This window comes from Nonomuraea sp. ZG12 (assembly GCF_052068115.1).
Taxonomy (GTDB): domain Bacteria; phylum Actinomycetota; class Actinomycetes; order Streptosporangiales; family Streptosporangiaceae; genus Nonomuraea.
The window spans coordinates 83,321-100,912 of record NZ_JBQHCW010000014.1; the positions used below are offsets into that span (position 1 = coordinate 83,321).

At 70.2% G+C, this 17,592-nt stretch carries 18 protein-coding genes; 8 read left to right on the top strand and 10 right to left on the bottom strand.

The genetic code is table 11. The annotated features are described in order from the left end of the window. Positions 1-13 precede the first annotated feature (13 nt). Together ACTMTF_RS31115 and tdh are read right to left on the bottom strand one after the other, a co-directional pair. On the bottom strand, positions 14-1,192 hold the full coding sequence (locus tag ACTMTF_RS31115; RefSeq protein WP_441113859.1) for a glycine C-acetyltransferase: 1,179 nt from the start codon (positions 1,190-1,192) through the stop codon (positions 14-16). Then, a complete protein-coding gene (tdh, locus tag ACTMTF_RS31120; protein ID WP_441113990.1) occupies positions 1,192-2,292 on the bottom strand; it encodes an L-threonine 3-dehydrogenase in 1,101 nt (366 codons plus the stop codon). The genes ACTMTF_RS31115 and tdh overlap by 1 nt, the downstream gene beginning before the upstream one ends. A gap of 164 nt (positions 2,293-2,456) precedes the next feature. On the opposite strand from tdh, the gene ACTMTF_RS31125 reads away from it, so the two are divergent. The 4 genes from ACTMTF_RS31125 (at position 2,457) to ACTMTF_RS31140 (ending at position 5,735) form a co-directional block, all read left to right on the top strand. Further along, positions 2,457-3,626 (top strand): Gfo/Idh/MocA family protein, encoded by a 1,170-nt coding sequence (locus ACTMTF_RS31125; protein WP_441113860.1) that lies wholly within the window; start codon positions 2,457-2,459, stop codon positions 3,624-3,626. 347 nt (positions 3,627-3,973) lie between these two features. Next, positions 3,974-4,894 carry an ABC transporter substrate-binding protein gene (locus tag ACTMTF_RS31130; RefSeq protein ID WP_441113861.1) on the top strand — a complete coding sequence of 307 codons (921 nt, stop codon included), beginning with the start codon at positions 3,974-3,976 and terminating at the stop codon, positions 4,892-4,894. A gap of 68 nt (positions 4,895-4,962) precedes the next feature. Further along, positions 4,963-5,217 (top strand): hypothetical protein, encoded by a 255-nt coding sequence (locus ACTMTF_RS31135; protein WP_441113862.1) that lies wholly within the window; start codon positions 4,963-4,965, stop codon positions 5,215-5,217. Beyond that, positions 5,214-5,735: a hypothetical protein gene (locus ACTMTF_RS31140; protein WP_441113863.1), complete on the top strand. Its 522-nt coding sequence runs from the start codon at positions 5,214-5,216 to the stop codon at positions 5,733-5,735. The genes ACTMTF_RS31135 and ACTMTF_RS31140 overlap by 4 nt, the downstream gene beginning before the upstream one ends. 131 nt (positions 5,736-5,866) lie before the next feature. Here ACTMTF_RS31140 and ACTMTF_RS31145 read toward each other — a convergent pair whose 3' ends face one another. The 7 genes from ACTMTF_RS31145 to ACTMTF_RS31175 all read right to left on the bottom strand — a co-directional run bounded on the left by ACTMTF_RS31145 (position 5,867) and on the right by ACTMTF_RS31175 (position 12,463). Beyond that, the gene (locus ACTMTF_RS31145; protein WP_441113864.1) at positions 5,867-6,943 is read right to left on the bottom strand and encodes an SPFH domain-containing protein; all 1,077 of its coding nucleotides are present in this window, start codon (positions 6,941-6,943) and stop codon (positions 5,867-5,869) included. 3 nt (positions 6,944-6,946) lie between these two features. Further along, a complete protein-coding gene (locus tag ACTMTF_RS31150) occupies positions 6,947-7,378 on the bottom strand; it encodes an NfeD family protein (RefSeq protein ID WP_441113865.1) in 432 nt (143 codons plus the stop codon). Between the two features lie 78 nt (positions 7,379-7,456). After that, a complete protein-coding gene (locus ACTMTF_RS31155; RefSeq protein ID WP_441113866.1) occupies positions 7,457-8,626 on the bottom strand; it encodes an Ig-like domain-containing protein in 1,170 nt (389 codons plus the stop codon). A 72-nt stretch (positions 8,627-8,698) separates the two neighbouring features. Next, positions 8,699-9,802, bottom strand: coding sequence for a fumarylacetoacetase (gene fahA, locus ACTMTF_RS31160; RefSeq protein ID WP_441113867.1), 1,104 nt, complete (start codon positions 9,800-9,802; stop codon positions 8,699-8,701). Further along, positions 9,799-10,587, bottom strand: a complete 789-nt coding sequence (locus ACTMTF_RS31165) for a hypothetical protein (protein WP_441113868.1) — start codon at positions 10,585-10,587, stop codon at positions 9,799-9,801. The genes fahA and ACTMTF_RS31165 overlap by 4 nt, the downstream gene beginning before the upstream one ends. After that, the gene (locus tag ACTMTF_RS31170) at positions 10,584-11,753 is read right to left on the bottom strand and encodes a homogentisate 1,2-dioxygenase (RefSeq protein WP_441113869.1); all 1,170 of its coding nucleotides are present in this window, start codon (positions 11,751-11,753) and stop codon (positions 10,584-10,586) included. Before ACTMTF_RS31170 ends, ACTMTF_RS31165 begins: the two co-directional genes overlap by 4 nt. Before the next feature lie 80 nt (positions 11,754-11,833). After that, positions 11,834-12,463, bottom strand: coding sequence for a helix-turn-helix domain-containing protein (locus ACTMTF_RS31175; RefSeq protein ID WP_397014566.1), 630 nt, complete (start codon positions 12,461-12,463; stop codon positions 11,834-11,836). A 123-nt stretch (positions 12,464-12,586) separates the two neighbouring features. Between ACTMTF_RS31175 and ACTMTF_RS31180 the strand changes: the two genes are divergently transcribed. The 3 genes from ACTMTF_RS31180 to ACTMTF_RS31190 all read left to right on the top strand — a co-directional run bounded on the left by ACTMTF_RS31180 (position 12,587) and on the right by ACTMTF_RS31190 (position 14,877). Next, entirely contained in the window at positions 12,587-13,177 is a 591-nt protein-coding gene (locus tag ACTMTF_RS31180) for a hypothetical protein (protein ID WP_441113870.1), read from the top strand. A 38-nt stretch (positions 13,178-13,215) separates the two neighbouring features. After that, a complete protein-coding gene (locus tag ACTMTF_RS31185; RefSeq protein ID WP_441113871.1) occupies positions 13,216-14,343 on the top strand; it encodes an NAD(P)/FAD-dependent oxidoreductase in 1,128 nt (375 codons plus the stop codon). A gap of 72 nt (positions 14,344-14,415) precedes the next feature. After that, complete coding sequence (locus tag ACTMTF_RS31190) at positions 14,416-14,877, top strand: hypothetical protein (RefSeq protein ID WP_441113872.1); 462 nt, start codon at positions 14,416-14,418, stop codon at positions 14,875-14,877. Here the strand turns inward: ACTMTF_RS31190 and ACTMTF_RS31195 are convergent. Further along, positions 14,869-16,113: an MFS transporter gene (locus ACTMTF_RS31195; protein WP_441113873.1), complete on the bottom strand. Its 1,245-nt coding sequence runs from the start codon at positions 16,111-16,113 to the stop codon at positions 14,869-14,871. The genes ACTMTF_RS31190 and ACTMTF_RS31195 overlap by 9 nt on opposite strands. A gap of 178 nt (positions 16,114-16,291) precedes the next feature. Between ACTMTF_RS31195 and ACTMTF_RS31200 the strand changes: the two genes are divergently transcribed. Then, on the top strand, positions 16,292-17,581 hold the full coding sequence (locus ACTMTF_RS31200) for a hypothetical protein (protein WP_441113874.1): 1,290 nt from the start codon (positions 16,292-16,294) through the stop codon (positions 17,579-17,581). Positions 17,582-17,592 lie beyond the last annotated feature (11 nt).

The window sequence follows — 17,592 nt, forward strand, 5'->3', positions numbered from 1 at the left end:
GCTTATCCAGCGCTCAGAGCTGGTCGGTGCGGGCCTGGACGAAGGCGGCCACGGCGTGGTCGACGTCCTCGGTGGAGTGCGCGGCGGAGAGCTGGACGCGGATGCGGGCCTGGCCGTGCGGCACCACCGGGTAGGAGAAGCCGATCACGTAGACGCCCAGCTCCAGCAGGCGCTCGGCCATGGCGCCCGCGGCGGCGGCCTCGCCGATCATCACCGGGACGATCGGATGGTCGCCCGGCAGGATGTCGAAGCCGGCCTCGGTCATCTTGGCGCGGAAGCGCTCGGTGTTGGCGCGCAGCCGCTCGCGGGCCTCGCTGGAGGTCTCCAGCAGGTCGAGGATGCGCAGCGAGGCGGAGGCGATGACGGGGGCCAGAGAGTTGGAGAACAGGTAGGGGCGTGAGCGCTGGCGCAGCAGCTCGCAGATCTCCGCGCGGGCCGCCACGTAGCCGCCGCTGGCGCCGCCGAGTGCCTTGCCGAGGGTGCCGGTGATGATGTCGATCCGGTCCGTGACGCCGTGCAGCTCGGGGGTGCCGCGCCCGGTGGGGCCGACGAAGCCGACGGCGTGGGAGTCGTCGACCATGACCATGGCGTCGTAGCGCTCGGCCAGGTCGCAGATGTCGGCCAGCGGCGCGAGGTAGCCGTCCATGGAGAAGACGCCGTCGGTGACGATCAGCCGGCGGCGGGCGTCCGACGCCTCCTTCAGGCGGGCCTCCAGCTCGGCCATGTCCCGGTTGGCGTAACGGAAGCGCCTGGCCTTGGACAGCCGGATGCCGTCGATGATGCTCGCGTGGTTGAGCGCGTCGGAGATGACCGCGTCCTGCGCGTCGAGCAGCGTCTCGAAGACGCCACCGTTGGCGTCGAAGCAGGAACTGTAGAGGACGGTGTCCTCCATGCCGAGGAAGTCCGAAAGGCGGGCTTCGAGCTCCTTGTGCACCTCCTGCGTGCCGCAGATGAACCGCACGGAGGCCATGCCGAACCCCCACCGGTCCAGCGCCCGCTTGGCGGCCTCGACGACCTCGGGGTTGTCGGCCAGGCCGAGGTAGTTGTTGGCGCAGAAGTTGAGCACGTCCTGCCCGGCGACGCCGACCGAGGAGCTCTGCGGGGTGGTGATCACCCGCTCGGGTTTGTGCAGCCCGGCCTCGGTGATCTCGTCCAGCGTCGCCCGCAGCTGGTCGCGTACGTTCGTGAACATCAAGCGCTCCTGTTCATGGTCGCGGCCGCTTCGGCCTCCGTTGGCTCGTTCCTCGCTCTCTCCGGCCGAGCTCCTCCGCTCCAATCCAAAATGACCTTGCCGGTACGGCCACTCGCGGCGGTGTCGAAGGCGGCGTCGAAGTCCCGGTAGGAGAACCGGTCGGTGATCACGGGGGAGAGGTCGAGGCCCTTCTCCAGCAAGACGGACATGTTGTACCAGGTGTCGTACATCTCCCGGCCGTAGATGCCCTTGATGGTGAGCATCGAGGTGACGACCGTGGACCAGTCGACGGCGAACTCCTCCGCGGGCAGGCCGAGCATGGCGATCCGGCCGCCGTGGGTCATGTTCGCGATCATGTCGCGCAGGGCCGCCGGGTTGCCGGACATCTCCAGCCCGACGTCGAAGCCCTCCCGCATGTCGAGCCGGCGCATGCCCTCGGCGAGGGTGTCGCGGGAGACGTTCAGCGCCAGGGAGACGCCGAGCTTGGTGGCCAGGTTGAGGCGCTCGTCGCTGACGTCGGTGATCGCCACGTTGCGGGCGCCCACGTGGGTGGCCACGGCCGCCGCCATCAGCCCGATCGGGCCGGCCCCGGTGATCAGCACGTCCTCGCCGACCAGGGGGAACGACAGCGCGGTGTGCACGGCGTTGCCGAACGGGTCGAAGATGGCGGCCACGTCGGGATGGACGGGCACCCGGTGAACCCAGACGTTCGTGGCGGGCAACGTCAGGAATTCGGCGAACGCGCCGTCGCGGTCGACGCCCAGCCCGATGGTGTTGCGGCACAGGTGGCGGCGGCCGGCCATGCAGTTGCGGCACTTGCCGCAGACGATGTGGCCCTCGCCGCTGACCAGGTCGCCCACGGCGATGTCCTCGACGCCGTCGGCCACCTCGACCACGTGCCCGGAGAACTCGTGCCCCACGATCAGGGGGAGCTTCAGCGTCTGCCGCGCCCAGTCATCAAATTTCCGGATATGCAGGTCTGTGCCGCATATGCCGGTGCGTAGCACTCTGATTTTCACCTCGCCCGGTCCCAGAACGGGCTCCGGTACGTCGACCAGCCACAGACCCGGCTCGGCCCGCTCCTTGACCAGCGCTTTCATCGCGTGCATCCCCCCATCCGAACCTAACGCACTGTGCCCGCTGTCTCCCCGCCGTGTCCATCGAGGGATTCTTAAGTGCCCCCACAGCTCAGCTTCACGCGGTGGGCTCTGCCCGGTTAGAAGTAGTTTCGTACGGAATGCCGTACATGATGGGAAGGACACCCGTGGAAGACCTGCGTTTCGGAGTCGTCGGCCTCGGCCTGCGCACCAGCCTCGCCCTGGCCGCACACCAGCCCGGCCGGGGGTCGGTGGTGGCCGCGGTCTGCGACGTGGACCCGGCGGCGCTCAAGGCGCAGGCCGCGCTCTTCGGCGAGCCCGCGACCACCCTGGACTACCGGGAACTGCTCGGCCGCGACGACCTCGACGCGATCGTCGTGATGACGCCGGACGACACCCACGAGCGCGTCGCGATCGACTGCCTCCGGGCCGGCAAGGCCGTCTATCTGGAGAAGCCGCTCGCCATCACCGTGGACGGCTGCGACAACGTGCTGCGCGCGGCCCGCGAGAGCGGCACGAGGCTGTACGTCGGCCACAACATGCGGCACATGGGCGTCGTCAGGCTGATGCGCGACATCATCGCCAGAGGCGACATCGGCGTGCCGAAGACCGTCTGGGTGCGCCACTTCGTCTCCTACGGCGGCGACTACTACTTCAAGGACTGGCACGCCGACCGCACCCGCACCACCGGCCTGCTCCTGCAGAAGGCCGCGCACGACCTGGACGTCATCCACTGGCTCGCGGGCGGCTACACCACGCGGGTCAACGCGCTGGGCGACCTGATGCTCTACGGCGACCTGCCGCGCCGGGAGCCCGGCACGGCGCGGCCCGAAGGCTGGCTGCGCGACTTCGACTGGCCGCCCACCGCCCGGCGGGACCTCAACGACGTCGTCGACGTCGAGGACGTCTCGGTCATGAACATGCGCCTGGACAACGGCGTCATCGCCGCCTACCAGCAGTGCCACTTCTCCCCGGACTACGTGCGCAACTACACGGTCATCGGCACCGAGGGGCGGCTGGAGAACTTCGGCGACGGGCCGGGTGACACCGTCAAGGTCTGGAACACCGGCCCCAGCGACTACCGCGACGACTGCGACATCGCCTACCAGGTCCCCCGGGCCACCGGCAGCCACGGCGGCGCCGACCTGCAGATCATCGCCGAGTTCCGCCGCTTCGTCAGGGAGGGCGGCGTCACGGACACCTCCCCGGTGGCCGCCCGGATGAGCGTCGCCGCGGGTTACATGGCCACCATGTCGCTGCGCGACGGTGGCATGCCGTACGACGTCCCGCCGCTGGACGCGGACCTGGCGGCGTATTTCGACAACGGCCAGCGCTGACGGACGAGAGCCGCGACTTCGCCCCCCGTGGAAAGGATGTCGCGGCGCTCTCGTATCCTGCCGGAAGTGGTTTATCCGACAGTCGCCAGGTATTTTATTGCCTTCCGATATGCGGAAAAGTGGGTGGCATTTACGGAAATGTGGCACAAGTCTCTTTCGGTCGGCTGGGGCTGTGAGCCGGCCTGAATACCTCTAGGAGACGACCAATCGTGCCCATCACCCCCCATAACTCCCTTTCTCTCAACCGTAGGTCTTTCCTCAGGCGCTCGGCCTTCGCCGCCACGGCGGCCGCCTTGGGCTCAAGCTCGCTGGCCGCGTGCGGGTCGGACAGCGGCGACGGCGGCCGATTGACCTTTCTGAGCCCCATCCCGATCGAAACCCTGTCCCTCGCGCCCGAGTTACTCGCCGTGGCCGGGGGACACTTCAAGAAGCACGGGCTCGACGTCACTCTGCAGCCCGCCAAGGGCACGTCCCAGGCGATGCAGGCGGTGCTCTCGGGTGTCGCGCCGGTCAGCCGCCTCGGCCAGATCGACGTCATGACGGCGCTCACCACCACGAAGCAACCCCTGGTCAACATCGCCACGCCGTTCCGGACCTCCGCCGTACGGTTCGTCTACAGCAAGAGGAAGCATCCGGTGGAGAAGCCGGAGGACCTCGTCGGCCGGACGATGGGCGTGCCCTCCGAGGGCGGCAACAGCGACAAGGTCGTCTCCCTCGTGATGGCCGCCGCCGGGCTCGACCCGAAGGAGTGCGAGCGCCAGGTCGTCGGGCTGACTCCCGGCACGTTCAACCTGGTCCAGCGGGGCCGGATCGCCGGCTACGTGGTGAGCGTCGACACGGCCAACGTCCTGAAGGCGCAGGAACCCGACGCGGGTGTGTTCGACCCCAGCAAGTACGCCAAGTCCGACGCGCAGGTCTACGCCACCTCGAAGGACGCCCTGGAGAAGCAGGCAGACGGCCTCCGGGCCTTCCTGGCGGCCATCCAGGACGCGATGGCGGCGATGGTCGCCGACCAGTACTTCGGCGAGACGATCGCGCAGCTGCGCGGCGCCTACTCCTTCGCCACGCTCGACGACGACCAGATCGCCAGGGCCAGCCTGACCATGCTCCGGGAGGGCTGGACGGGAGGCGACCCGAGCAGGCCCTTGCTGGTCACCGAGAAGGCGGCCTGGGCGGCGGGCTACCGGGAGCTGGCCGACGCGGGCATGCTCGACGGCGGCCGCGACCCCGCCCCCTGGTTCGACAACAGCCTGCTGCCCACGTCCTGAAGGATCAATGGGCACTCCTGGCTTGGAAAGACCGTTCTAACTGTGTAACACTGTTGCACAGTTAGAACATGGTCGGTCGAGGAAGACACCAACACAACGAGATCAACGCGGCGCTTGCGGCACTTCGTAAGGTCAACCGTGCCTTCACGGTGGTGCAGGATCACAACGGGCATCGCTGGGGGTGGGTCCTCTGCTCCTGCGGCGAAGACAAGTTCGTGATCAACTGCACGCCGCGTAATCCCGGTGTGCACGCAAAGCAAATCCAGCGATGGACGGTCAAGCACGATAAGTGTGGCGCCGAAGAGCAAGAGGAGGGCTCATGACTGTCTGGGACTTTCGTATCATGCTCAATCGAAATCCGGACGATGACGAGTTCGATCGCCTCTTTGAGGCAGGTCTGGATGACTGCGCACTGGTCAGTGGCCGCTCGCCCTACTTCATGTGCGATCGAGAGGCCGACAGTCTGATGGAAGCGATCCTGTCCGTTCTCGTTCAGCTAAGAGCGGTCGATCAGTTGTGGGCAGTGGGAGTCCAGCACAACGACGGGGTGACGCTGGGGGACGCGGCGAGGCGGCATGGGGGGCGTACGCAGGCCAGCCTGAGGCAGTTGGCCGCCGGGCAGCGAGGGCCGGGGGGATTTCCGGAGCCGGTCATCGAGGCCGACAATATCAGCGTCTACTCCTGGGCGGAGGTCTCCGACTGGCTGCGCACCGAGATGGGAGACGACATCCCCCAGGTGGATCGGAGTCTCGCGCTGGCGGACGCGGCCGTCAAGCTGGCCTGCAGGGCGCGGATCATGCACCGGGAGAACGAGGTGCGCCGACTGCTCGAAGTCGCTTGAGGATCCGCCGGAGGGCTCGGGCGACTGACCTCTGAAGGCACGTGGTCTGGCCCGGAGGCCTGATCAGAGGCCCATCGGCTGAACGAGGATGCCCGCCACAGAATGTCCGTGGCGGGCATCTCGTGAGCGGGTCAGCGGCCGGACTCGCGGTGCTCCCTGTCCAGGTCGGGGAAGGGGGACGGGTCGGCGACGCCCTTGGTGAGCTGGCGGGGGCCCTTGGGGCTCTCGGCCTCCTGGGCGTCGGCGACGGCCTCGGCGGCCGCCTCGGCCGCCTTGGCGATCTCCTCTTCGATGGCCGCGGACTCCGTGGCCGACTCCTGGCGGGCGGCGATCGAGGGCAGGGCTTCGGTGAAGGCCTTGGAGACGCCCTGCAGGGCCGAGGTGACCTCGCTGGGGATGACCCAGAAGGTGTTGTTGTCGCCCTTGGCGAGCTGCGGCAGCACCTGGAGGTACTGGTAGGCGAGCAGCTTGGGGTCGGGGTCGTTGCGGTGGACCGCCTGGAAGACCTGGTCGATGGCGCGGGACTCGCCTTCGGCTTCCAGGATGGCGGCCGACCGGGCGCCCTCGGCCCGCAGGATCTGGCTCTGCTTGTCACCCTCGGCGGTGAGGATCTGCGACTGGCGCTGGCCCTCGGCGTTGAGAATCGCGGCGCGCTTGTCACGCTCGGCCCGCATCTGCTTCTCCATCGCGTCCTTGATGGACTTGGGCGGGTCGATGGCCTTGATCTCGACGCGGTTGACGCGCAGGCCCCACTTGCCGGTGGCCTCATCGAGCACCCCGCGCAGCTGGCTGTTGATGGTGTCGCGGGAGGTCAGCGTCTTCTCCAGGTCCATCGAGCCGACGACGTTGCGCAGCGTGGTGACGGTGAGCTGCTCGACGGCCTGGATGTAGTTGGCGATCTCGTACGCCGCGGCCCGCGGGTCGGTGACCTGGAAGTAGAGGACGGTGTCGATCTCGACGACCAGGTTGTCCTCGGTGATGACCGGCTGGGGGCGGAAGGACACGACCTGCTCACGCAGGTCGATCATGGGATAGACGCGGTCGACGTACGGGATGACGAAGTTCAGGCCGGGCTTGAGCGTCCGGTTGTAGCGGCCGAGCCGCTCGACGTTGCGCGCACGGGCCTGCGGCACGATGCGCACGGCTTTCAGGACGGTGAAAACCGCGAAAAGGATGATGAACAGCCCGACTATCAACAGCGGATCCATGGGTCACTCCCGGGGATATACGAGGGCGGTCGCTCCGTCGATCTCGATGACGTCGACGGTGGCGCCGGTGGGGATCACGAGGGTCTCGTCATATGCGCGTGCGGACCATTCCTCGCCGGCGAGGCGAATTCTGCCGTCACGCCCGGTGACCTCGGACAGCACGTAGGCGGGCTTGCCGACGAGGGCTTCCACCCCGAAGCGGCGCAGTTGCGGCTGGCGGATGTGGCGTGCGGCGATGGGCCGGATGACGGCCAGCCCCGCCGTGGATGACAAGGCGAACACGAGAAGCTGCAGTGGCACGGGCAGCCCGATGGCGGCGGTCGCCGCGGTCAGGAGCGAGGCGATCCCCAGAAGCCCGAGGGCGGCGGTGAGAGTGAATATCTCGGCCACGCCGAGGACGACCGCGAGGATTATCCAGATGATCCATGCATCCATGCTCCGCCTCCTATAGGAACAACGGTCCAGAACGTGAGACCGTTCCCCCCTCCCCCCACCGTAATGCTGGATTTGCCCTTATGGCAGGGGCCGTGATGGCTTCGAGGCCTCGGAAAAAAGGGCGCTTCCGCGCCGCCATTCTTCCCACGGCAGCTGCCAGTAGCCCCAGCCGTTCTGCCAATCGAGCTCGCGGGTGGTGCCGGTGATCGTCACCGGGTCGCCGCGCAGCGAGTTGGCGTAGAACCAGGCCGCCTGGTCGGGCCGGGCGTTGACGCAGCCGTGGCTGACGTTCGCCCGGCCCTGGGCCCATACGTTGTCCTTGGCGTGCACGTACTCCCCGCTGTCGGAGATGCGGACGGCGTGGTCGATCATGACGTCGTAGTAGCCGGGATCGCCCTCCGTGCGGCCGGGCGAGATCATCCGGACCGGGTCGCCCTTGTCCATGGTCAGGTGGACGCCGCTGGTCGTGGTGTATTCGCGGGTGGTGCCCATGCCGGCGCTGATGGCCATGTCCTGCACCGTGCGGCCGTCGCGGTGGACGGTCATCCGGTGGGTCCGCACGTTGACGGCGGAGGTCTGGTCGCGTCCCACGGTGAAGCCGAACGTCTGGTCGGCGGCCCCGTAGACGCCGGTGGCGAGGCGGACGCCGGCCAGGTGGGCGGTGACCGTGACCTTCCGCCTGGCGGGCCAGAAGCGCCGGGTGCGGTAGACCGCCCGGGTGTCGCTGGTCCACCGCCAGGCCCCTTCGACGGGCGGCGTCGTCCGGACCTCCAGCGCCCGCTCGACGGCGGCCTTGGCGCGCACCGGGGTGTCGAAGTCGAGGATGATCGGCATGCCGACGCCCACGGTCTCGCCCGGCAGCGGCGCGATGGCGGCCAGGCCGAACGTGCGCTCGGCCGGGCGGGTGCGGAACCGCCCCATGGCGACCGTCGCCGGGCCGTCCGGATCTCCGGCAGCGGTGGCGGTCACCACGTATTCGGAGCCGGGGCGCAGCGTCCAGTCGGAGCGCCAGGTGGTGCGCGCGGCGTCGAGCGTGCCCCGTACGGCGGTGCCATCGGTGTAGGCGAGGACCTCGCTGAGCGTGCCGCCCTGGGCTCTGACCACGATCCCCCGCTCGGGGCGGGCCCGCATGGTGTCGAAAGACGGGGAGACGTGGACCACGGCCGGGCGGGGCGGAGGGCCCTGAACGCCGCAGCCGCCGAGGGCGAGCAGGGCGGCCAGGCAGATCGTCGCGGCACGCCGCAGCATGTCACTCCTGCTGTCCGGGGAACGGGACCCTCAAGGTTAGCGGTGAGTCATGCCTGCGGCACCCTGAGTCACTTATCCGATGGTTCCGGAAACTTCCCCCAGGCTGACCTCGCCCGCCGTGGCGCGGATGGTCACGGTGTCGCCGTCCTCCAGGAACGTCCTGGTGTCGCCGTTGGCCAGCTTGATCGGGTCGGCGCCGTTCCAGGTGAGCTCGATGAGCGAGCCCCGCTCCTCGCGCTGCTCGCCGGAGACCGTGCCGCTGGCGAACAGGTCGCCGGTGCGCAGCGAGGCGCCGTTCACGGTCAGGTGGGCGAGCATCTGGTCCGGCGTCCAGTACATGCCCCGGTACGGCGGCCGGGAGACGACCTCGCCGTTGATCGCCACCTCCAGGGTGACGTCGAGCCCCCAGTCGCCCTGCCGGCGCAGGTAGTCCAGCGGCAGCGGGTCCTGGGCCCGGCCGGGGACCCTGGGCAGCGCCTCCAGCGGCGTGATCCACGGCGAGATCGAGGTGGCGAACGACTTGCCCAGGAACGGCCCGAGCGGAACGTACTCCCAGCCCTGGATGTCGCGCGCGCTCCAGTCGTTGACCAGCGTCACCCCGAAGACGTGCTCCTCGAACGCGCCCGCCCGGGAGCCATGCTCGGACGGCACGCCCACCACGAACCCCAGCTCGGCCTCGATGTCCAGCTTGGCGGTCGGGCCGAACACGCCCGCCCCCAGCTGGCCGTGCGGCCGTCTCACCGGCGTGCCGGACACCACCACCGTGCCCGCCCGGCCGTGGTAGCCGACGGGCAGGTGACGCCAGTTGGGCAGCAGCGCCTCGGCGTCCGGCCGGAAGATCCGGCCGAGGTTGCCCGCGTGCTCCAGCGAGCAGTAGAAGTCGACGTAGTCGGCGACCTCGAACGGCATGTGCAGGCGCACCCGGTCGAGCGGGATCAGGTGCGGCTCGGTGACGGCCAGGTCGCTGGTGAGCTTGTTCTGGATGAGCGCCCTGGTGTCGTGCCAGGCGCCGCGCCCGCGGGCCATGAACGGGTTGAGCGTCGGGGCGGCGAACACCTCGTCATGCAGGGCGGCGGCCAGGTCGAGCACCTTGTCGCCGTAGCGCACGCCCACCCTCGGCCGCTCACCCTGCGGGGAGAAGGCCCCGTACGGCAGGTTGTCCAGTCCCCAGCTCACGCTTCCTCCTCGATCAGTCCCAGGGTGAGCATGTCCTCGATGGGCGTCACCGTGCTGCACGAGCCGTAGCTCACCATCAGGTGACGCGCCCGCTTGGCGGTCTCCTCGGGCACGGAGCGCGCCAGCCGTACGAGATGCCCCGCGTCCGCGGAGCGCAGGACCGGCACCGCGTCGCGGTGCTCGACCGTCTCGCAGACCGCCAGTAGCACGTTGAGGAAGCCGTGCCGGTCGACGCCGAGCGCGGGGTCGAAGTGGCGGACGGCGTGGTGCAGCCCGGCCGTGGCCTTGAACGGTATGTCGTTGTCCGCACAGAACCGGATGAACCCGGCGAGCTGCTCCGCCGGCGGGAAGTCGCCGGCCTCCGGCCCGCCGCAGCGGACCTTCAGGCCCACCCCCTCGGGCACGTCCGAGAAGTGCTTCCTGGGCGGCACCTCGACGAACAGCCGCACGCCGGGCGGCAGCGACGTGTGCAGCTCCCGGACGGCGTGATCGAGGCTGTGGTCGTCGTTCGGCCGCACCTCGACGAAGTCGACCGGCAGGTCGTCGAACGGCGGCACCTTCTCGGTGTCGACGATCAGCCCGATCCGCCGGGGCGTGAACGGCTCACGGCGCAGCGCGTCGAGGCGGCTGGCCGGGCACAGGAAGCGGTGGGTGAGCATCCGGGTGCCGCGCTCCTGGTCGCGCTCGTGGCGGCCCAGAGCTTCGGACATGTGCAGTGACGTCGGCGGGAACAGGCCCGCGTCGTCGACCAGAGCGGTGAAGAGCGTCGTCGGGAAGGAAGTCATCGTGACCAAGTCCAGGCATAGCCGGTGTCCTCGCAGGACAGTGCGCCCTGTCCGAGGTCGAGCGGGCGGAAGGTGTCCACCATCACCGCCATCTCGCTGGTGGTGGTGACGCCCTTGGCGACGGCGTCGATGACGGCCTCCACCGCGCCGGGCTGCGGCCCGTGCGTGAAGCCGGCCGGATGCAGGGAGATCGAGCCGACGTCGATGCCCGAGCCCTTGCGTGCGGAGTAGTCGCCGCCCACGTAGAACATGAACTCGTCGGAGTCCACGTTGTGATGGTTGTAGGGGATCGGCACGGAGTCGGGGTGGAAGTCGAGCGGGCGCGGGCAGAAGGAGCACACCACGAAGCCGGGCCCCTCGAACGTCTGGTGGACCGGCGGCGGCGCGTGGGTCTTCTTCACCACCGGCTCGAAGTCGTCGATGTTGAACGCGTACGGGTAGAGGCAGCCGTCCCAGCCGACCACGTCGAAGGGGTGGTGGCGGTAGACGAGCCTGGTCAGCCCGCCCCGGGTGCGCACCAGCACCGGCACCTCGCCGCCCTCGACGGTCAGCGGCTCGGCGGGGGCGCGCAGGTCGCGCTCGCAGTAGGGCGCGTGCTCCAGGAACTGGCCGTGCTGGGACAGGTAGCGCTTGGGCGGCCTGATGTGCCCGGACGCCTCGATGGCCAGCACGTTGACCTGCCCGTCGGGCACCCACCGGTGGATGGTGCCGGTAGGGATGACGACGTAGTCGCCGGGCCCCGCCTCGATCACCCCGTAGGTGGACTCGAAGCGGGCCCGGCCCGCCTGGACGTACACGCACTCGTCGCCCATGGAGTTGCGGTAGAGCTCGCTGGGCTGGTCGCTGGTGGCGTACGACAGGCGGACGTCGGAGTTGCCCGCCAGCAGGATCCGCCCGGCCACCAGGTCGCCCGCGCCGGTGAGCTCCTGGGTGCGGAAGTGGCGGGGGGACAGCGGCAGGTTGGGCTCCAGCCGCGTGTCGGCGGTGGCCGTGACGGCCTCGGCCTTGACGATCGCGGTGGGCAGATGGCGGTGGTAGAGCAGCGAGGAGTCGGACGAGAAGCCTTCCTCGCCCATCAGCTCCTCGGCGTAGAGCCCGCCGTCGGGCCGCCTGAACTGGATGTGGCGCTTGCGAGGCACCTCTCCCACGACGCGGTAGTACGGCATCTACTCCTCCACAAGCTGTCCGTATAGCGGACGCATCCGTCCTCTATGTGTGACCACGGTCCGTCATCGCCCCGGACATGTCAACCCAGGGCGCCGGCCAGTTCGGCCGCGGCCTCGACGACCCGCGCGCCGGTGGACTCCTCCAGCGGCCCGAACGTCACCACCCCGACCGAGGCCTCCAGCCAGGGCAGCCCCGTCACCGGCGCCGCCACCCCCCGTGCGCCCTCCTGCAACTGCCCCTCGGTCGCGAGATATTCGGCCCGTCCCTCGCGCAGGGCCAGGATCGCCTGTCCGGCCGCGCCTTTGGTCAGCGGATGGCGCGACCCCTCGCGGTAGGCCACGTGCATGTCGGTCCACGACGGCTCGACCACCGCCACGGCCAGCCCGTCCGCACCCTCCGCGACGGTCAGGTGCGCGGTCGCGCCCACCCGCTCGGCCAGCCGCCGCAGCGTCGGCAGCGCCGCCGCTCTCAGAAGGGGTTGTACGGCCTGCGCCAGCACGAGCACCCCGAATCCCAGATGCACCCGGCCTTCGGCGTCGCGGCGCACGAACCCCTCGTTGAGCAGCGTGGTCAGCAGGCGGTACACCACCGGGCGGCTCAGCGAGAGCTCAGTGCTCAGCTCGGTGGGCGTGCGGCCGTTCCTGCCGTCGGACAGCAGCCTCAGCAAGCGGAGCCCGCGCTCCAGGGTCTGGGCGGATTCAGCGACCATGACCCGATTATCTATGCGTGAGATGGGGGTGACGCTACGCGCTTAAAGGGGTACGTAGCTGGACAGAAGCACCGGGGGGTAAACATGCGGCAAACGTGGACACTCCTGGTTGCCGGATTGGCCATGTGCGCCCTTCTGCCCGCCCTGCCGTCGGTCGGGGCGAAAGCCATCCAGCTGGCGTGGGGCGCCCCCGAGGCGACCCGGTCGGACCGGCTGCTGGAGGACGTCTTCTACGTCACCGAGGGCATCGAGGTGAGCCGGAGCCTGACGCCGACCGAAAAGGGCGTGACCTTCCAGGCGGCCACCGACCTCGCCCCCGGCGTCGGGGTGGACGCGAGCGGCAGACTGTACGGCACGCCGGACCGCGTCGGCACCTACAACGCGCCCGTCCGCCTGTGCAGCGGCCGGGCCTGCGCCGAGGAGCGGGTCACCTTCGTGGTGCTGCGCAACGTGCCCTGGTATCCGAGCTCGCTCACCTTCCCCGGCAGGATCGGCCGGCCGCTGGACGGCCGGATCCAGATCAACGGCGGCCCCTCCGGAGTGCTCCCGACCTTCACCGTGACCAGCTACGAAGCCGTGCCCGCCGGTGTCACCATCGGCCCGGACGGCCGGGTCGGCGGCGTCCCCACCGCGTCCGGAGTGTTCCGGGTCCCGGTGCGGATCTGTGTGGCCGGCAACTGCGCGGGCGTCGTGGCCACGCTCATCGTCATTTGACCTTGCGCGAAACAGTGTTTTGCGGTCACCGTAATGCCATGAAGACGGTCGTCGTGGTCGGGGCGGGCATCTGGGGATCATCGCTGGCGTTGCGGCTGGCCGAGAGCGGCTGGCAGGTGACGCTGGTCGAGCAGCACAAACCTGGGCATGTACGGCAGGCCAGTGCGGGCGAGACCCGGTTGATGCGCTGCGCGCACGGCACGGAGGACTGGTACGCCCGGATGGCCTGGCAGGCCCGGGACGGCTGGCGGCGGCTCTCCGAGCGGGCAGGGGAGGAGCTCTATCACGAGGCGGGCATGATGTGGTTCGCCGGGACGCCCGACGGCTGGGAGAGCGCCAGCGCCCGAGTCCTGAAAAATCTGGATATCCCGTGTGAGGTGCTGGACCCGTCGGACGGCGCCCGGTTCTTCCCCGAGTTCCGCGGGGACGACCTCAGCTTTCTGCTCTGGGAGCCGAAGGCCGGCGTGATCAGGGCCCGGCGGGCCACCCAGGTGACCGCCAAGCTGGCCGAGGCCGCCGGAGTACGCCTGGTCAGGGGCCGGGCGGTGCCCGTGACCGGCGATGACGCGCCGTACCGGAGCGCTGTCCGGGTCGGCGGCGAGGTGCTCGCCGCGGACCGGGTGGTGTGGGCGTGCGGCGCCTGGCTGCCGGGACTGTTCGACGTCCCGCTGACCGTCACCAAGCAGGACACGCTGCACTTCGCGGTGCCCGCCGAGTGGACCGTCCCCGGCACGCCCGCCTGGGTCGACCACGGCGCGGCCGCGTACGGGCACGGTGACGTGGACGGCGTGGGCATGAAGGCCACCTCCGACATCGAGGGCGCGCCGTACGATCCCGAGCACGGCGAGCGGACCGTGGACGAGGCCGGCGTCGCCCAGGCCAGGGCCTACCTGGCGCGGCGGTTCCCCTCGCTGGTGTCGGCGCCGGTGCTCTTCAGCCAGGTCTGCCAGTACGCGCTCACCCCCGACACCGAGTGGATCATCGCCGAGGTCGCACCGGGCGTGTGGCTGCTGGGCGGCGACTCCGGGCACGGCTTCAAGCACGCCCCGGAGTTGGCCGCGTACGTGGCCGGGGTCCTCGACGGCGACCACGAGCCGGAGGCGCGGTTCGGGCTGCACGAGCGGACCCCCTCGCGCGGGCTGCGGACCAGCGGAACGGCCGGGTAGGGCGGGCCCCACCTGCGGTTCGGGGGGCGGCGGGCATGCCCGGACAGGGGGTGGCGGCGCAGACTTCTCGGCGTGACCAAGACCGTCGCACCACCCACGCAAACCCCGCAGACCGTGCACGCCGCCGCCATCCTGTGGCTGGTGGCGGTGGCGGCCGGGATCTTCGAGACCGTGCTCGCGGTCACCGGCCTGTTGTCCAGCGGCACGGCCGGTGCCGGTGAGGTGCTGTCCGGGGTCGGCCTGCGGGTCGTCGTCTTCGGGACCGCGTGCTTGCTCATCTGGCGGATGTGGCAGGGCCGTGACTGGGCCCGTTGGAGCCTGACGGGCCTGCTGGGCGTGCTCGGCCTGCTCTCGATGGTGGTCGCGCCGGTCCAGTGGCTGCTGGCGGGCGGCTCGATCACCGAGGCCGTCGCCCAGGCCGGCGTGCGGGACCTGCTCTTCGGCGGCAGCAGGGCGCTGCACGTGCTGGCCGTGCTCGGGGCGGTGACGCTGATGTTCCAGCCGCGGGCCCGCGACCACTTCCGGTCAGCCTGAGACCGGCTCGGGCAGCGGGGCGCGCAGGTTGCGCACGGCGGGGGAGAGCAGCGCGGCGCAGGTGGACAGCACGATGAGGATCCCGCAGCCGATCAGCGCCGCCTGCGGGCCGATGACCGCCGCCGCCGGCGCGGCCAGCAGAAGCCCCAGCGGGCCGAACATCAGCGAACCGAGCGCGTCGTACGAGGCCACCCGCGACAGCGACTCCGCCGGCACCTCCCGCTGCATGGTCGTCTGCCACAGCACCCCGAAGACGTCGAAGCAGACCCCCAGCCCGAACGCCGCCAGCACGCTCGCCCAGAGCGGGGCCTCCCCGCCCAGCAGGAAGTACGGCAGCGCGGAGGGCAGGCAGAGCAGGGTGCCGACCAGGATCGGGCGGCGTGGCCGCACGCGCAGGGAGACGAAGACGCCGGCGATCGTGCCGACGGCCTCACCGGCGAGGAACGCCGACCAGGCCGGGGCGCCGCCCAGGCTCTCCTTGGCCAGCAGCGGCCCGAGCACGCCGTGCCCCGCCTGCAGCGCCATCACCAGCACCGAGAACTGCGCGACCACCACCCAGATCCACTGCCGGGAGCTGAACTCGCGCCACCCTTCGCGCAGGTCCGACAGCACCGACTGCGCCGGGCCCTCGGCCCGCTCGCCGGGCGTCAGCCGCAGCGCCGCGAGCAGCAGCCCCGCCACGGCGAACAGCGCGCCGCTCACCGCCAGCGCCCAGCCGCCGCCGACCAGCACCACCGTGCCGCCGCCGAGCACCGCGCCGGCCACGCGGGACACGTTGGAGCCCAGGCCGAGCAGCGCGTTGCCGGTCTGCAGCCGGTCGGCGGGCACCACCTCGGGGATGATCCCGGTCAGCGCCGGGTAGAGCACCGCCATCGCCACGCCGCTGAAGGCCGCGGCCGTCGCCATCGCGAACAGCGGGGTCCAGCCGCTGAGCATCATCGCGGCCAGCGCGAAGAACGCCAGCGCGTTGACCCATTCGCCGACCATCATCACCCGCTGGCGCGGCAGCCGGTCGGCGAGCACGCCGCCGAACAGCATGAACAGCACCATGGGCAGCGCCTCGGCGGTGAGCACCACGGACAGCGTGGTGGCGGTCGCGCCGGGGAGCTCAAGGATGCCGAAGGCGAGGGCCACGGGGGCGAAGGAGCTGCCGAGCATCGAGATGGTCCGGGCCGACAGGAGCAGGGCGAACCGCCGATCCCGGAGCAGGCCGAGATCACCCATGAAAGTACGCACGCCGCCCCCTTGGAAACACCCAAACAGGTACCAGTGTGCCCGTACCGCTGACCTGGTGTCGCGCCATTTTCCTACGGCCACTCGTGGTACCTCAAAGGGGCTGATCGCATTGAACGATACTGATCAGCCGGATATTGTGCGATATGCCCGACGATCACCCCCTCGGAAGTTAGGCGCCATGCGACTGCGGCAGATCTTCGTCATCGGCCTCGCCCTCTCCCTGCTCGGCATCGGCGTCCCCGCGTGGTCGGAGGACGACCCGCGCAGCTGCAACGACCTGATGTCCGAGGACGCCCCCGCGTACGTCGTCTGCCACTGGATGGCCACCCCGGACGAAGTGGACGACATCGCCAACTTCTGGCTGGGCAACGACGGCCAGAACATGAAGGACACCGGGCCGATGGACGGCAACGTCGTCGACTGCACCACGTCCGGCGAGCAGTGCGCCGACTTCGACGTCGAGGGCGACGGCGAGATGCACGATGGCGGCGCCCCCGGCCCCGACGACGGCGGCGGTGACGGCGGCACCCCCGAGTGCCAGACCGCCGAGCCCTGCTTCGTCGGCCCCGACGGGGTCACCCAGGCCCAGGCCAAGCAGGCCGCCGAGACCCCCACCGGCCAGGCCGCCAAGACCGCCGCCGACACGGGCATGCGCGTGTGGATCGACGCCGAACTGGCCGACGACTACAAGGCCGGCAACCTCGCGGCGGCGGCCAAGAAGCTCGCCGCCCTCGCCGTACAGCCGGGGGTCGTGGGCGTGCGGTTCAGCTCGCAGCTCGGGTACGACAAGGACTTCGAGACCGCCGACGACCTGGACGCCTTCGTCGCCCAGGCCTCGGCCGCGCTCCGCCAGGCGGCGCCGGGCAAGAAGCTCGCCGTGCACACGCTGATGCCGGTGTTCGGCTGCGGCGTCAACGAAGAGTGCAAGACGGCGATCACTGAGAAGTATCCGCTGCTCGACGCCGACCGCGTCGGCGGCTGGCTCACCAAGGGTCTCGTGGACCAGCTCGCCCTCGACGGCGGCCACCTGGCCACGGAGTACGCCACCTGGCAGATCGACGCCGCCACCGCCCAGCGCAACCAGTGGATCCAGGTCCGCGCCCGCGCCTGGGACGCCTACGCGCAGATCGCCGCTGAGGACGCCGGCTTCGCCGCCCCCGGCACCTCCCAGCTCACCCCCGAGCAGGCCACCACGTCGATCACCGACCGCGTCGCGGCCCCGCTCCAGCACGACGCCGCCGAGACCGTCACCCTCTGGACCCGCTGGCAGGACGGCCAGGGCCAGGTCAGCCGGGCCTACGGCGAGAAGTGGGCGGCCAACACCACCTGGGACCAGCTCAAGAAGCTCACCACCATCCGCCCGCGCCTGGCCACCGTCTACGACCCGGCGTCCCCCGAGGTGGACAACGCCACGGACCTGAAGCACCTGTCAGAGGTCTTCGGCCAGGTCTACCTGCACACCGCCTAGCCGCCGCCTGG

Coding starts and splice junctions, on each gene's coding strand:
- ACTMTF_RS31180 (WP_441113870.1), top strand. CDS start 12,587: ATGTGCGCCCTTCTGCCCGCCCTGCCGTCGGTCGGGGCGAAAGCCATC.
- tdh (WP_441113990.1), bottom strand. CDS start 2,292: ATGAAAGCGCTGGTCAAGGAGCGGGCCGAGCCGGGTCTGTGGCTGGTC.
- ACTMTF_RS31200 (WP_441113874.1), top strand. CDS start 16,292: ATGCGACTGCGGCAGATCTTCGTCATCGGCCTCGCCCTCTCCCTGCTC.
- ACTMTF_RS31165 (WP_441113868.1), bottom strand. CDS start 10,587: ATGACTTCCTTCCCGACGACGCTCTTCACCGCTCTGGTCGACGACGCG.
- ACTMTF_RS31140 (WP_441113863.1), top strand. CDS start 5,214: ATGACTGTCTGGGACTTTCGTATCATGCTCAATCGAAATCCGGACGAT.
- ACTMTF_RS31185 (WP_441113871.1), top strand. CDS start 13,216: ATGAAGACGGTCGTCGTGGTCGGGGCGGGCATCTGGGGATCATCGCTG.
- ACTMTF_RS31135 (WP_441113862.1), top strand. CDS start 4,963: ATGGTCGGTCGAGGAAGACACCAACACAACGAGATCAACGCGGCGCTT.
- ACTMTF_RS31150 (WP_441113865.1), bottom strand. CDS start 7,378: ATGGATGCATGGATCATCTGGATAATCCTCGCGGTCGTCCTCGGCGTG.
- ACTMTF_RS31175 (WP_397014566.1), bottom strand. CDS start 12,463: ATGGTCGCTGAATCCGCCCAGACCCTGGAGCGCGGGCTCCGCTTGCTG.
- ACTMTF_RS31170 (WP_441113869.1), bottom strand. CDS start 11,753: ATGCCGTACTACCGCGTCGTGGGAGAGGTGCCTCGCAAGCGCCACATC.
- ACTMTF_RS31115 (WP_441113859.1), bottom strand. CDS start 1,192: ATGTTCACGAACGTACGCGACCAGCTGCGGGCGACGCTGGACGAGATC.
- ACTMTF_RS31145 (WP_441113864.1), bottom strand. CDS start 6,943: ATGGATCCGCTGTTGATAGTCGGGCTGTTCATCATCCTTTTCGCGGTT.
- ACTMTF_RS31155 (WP_441113866.1), bottom strand. CDS start 8,626: ATGCTGCGGCGTGCCGCGACGATCTGCCTGGCCGCCCTGCTCGCCCTC.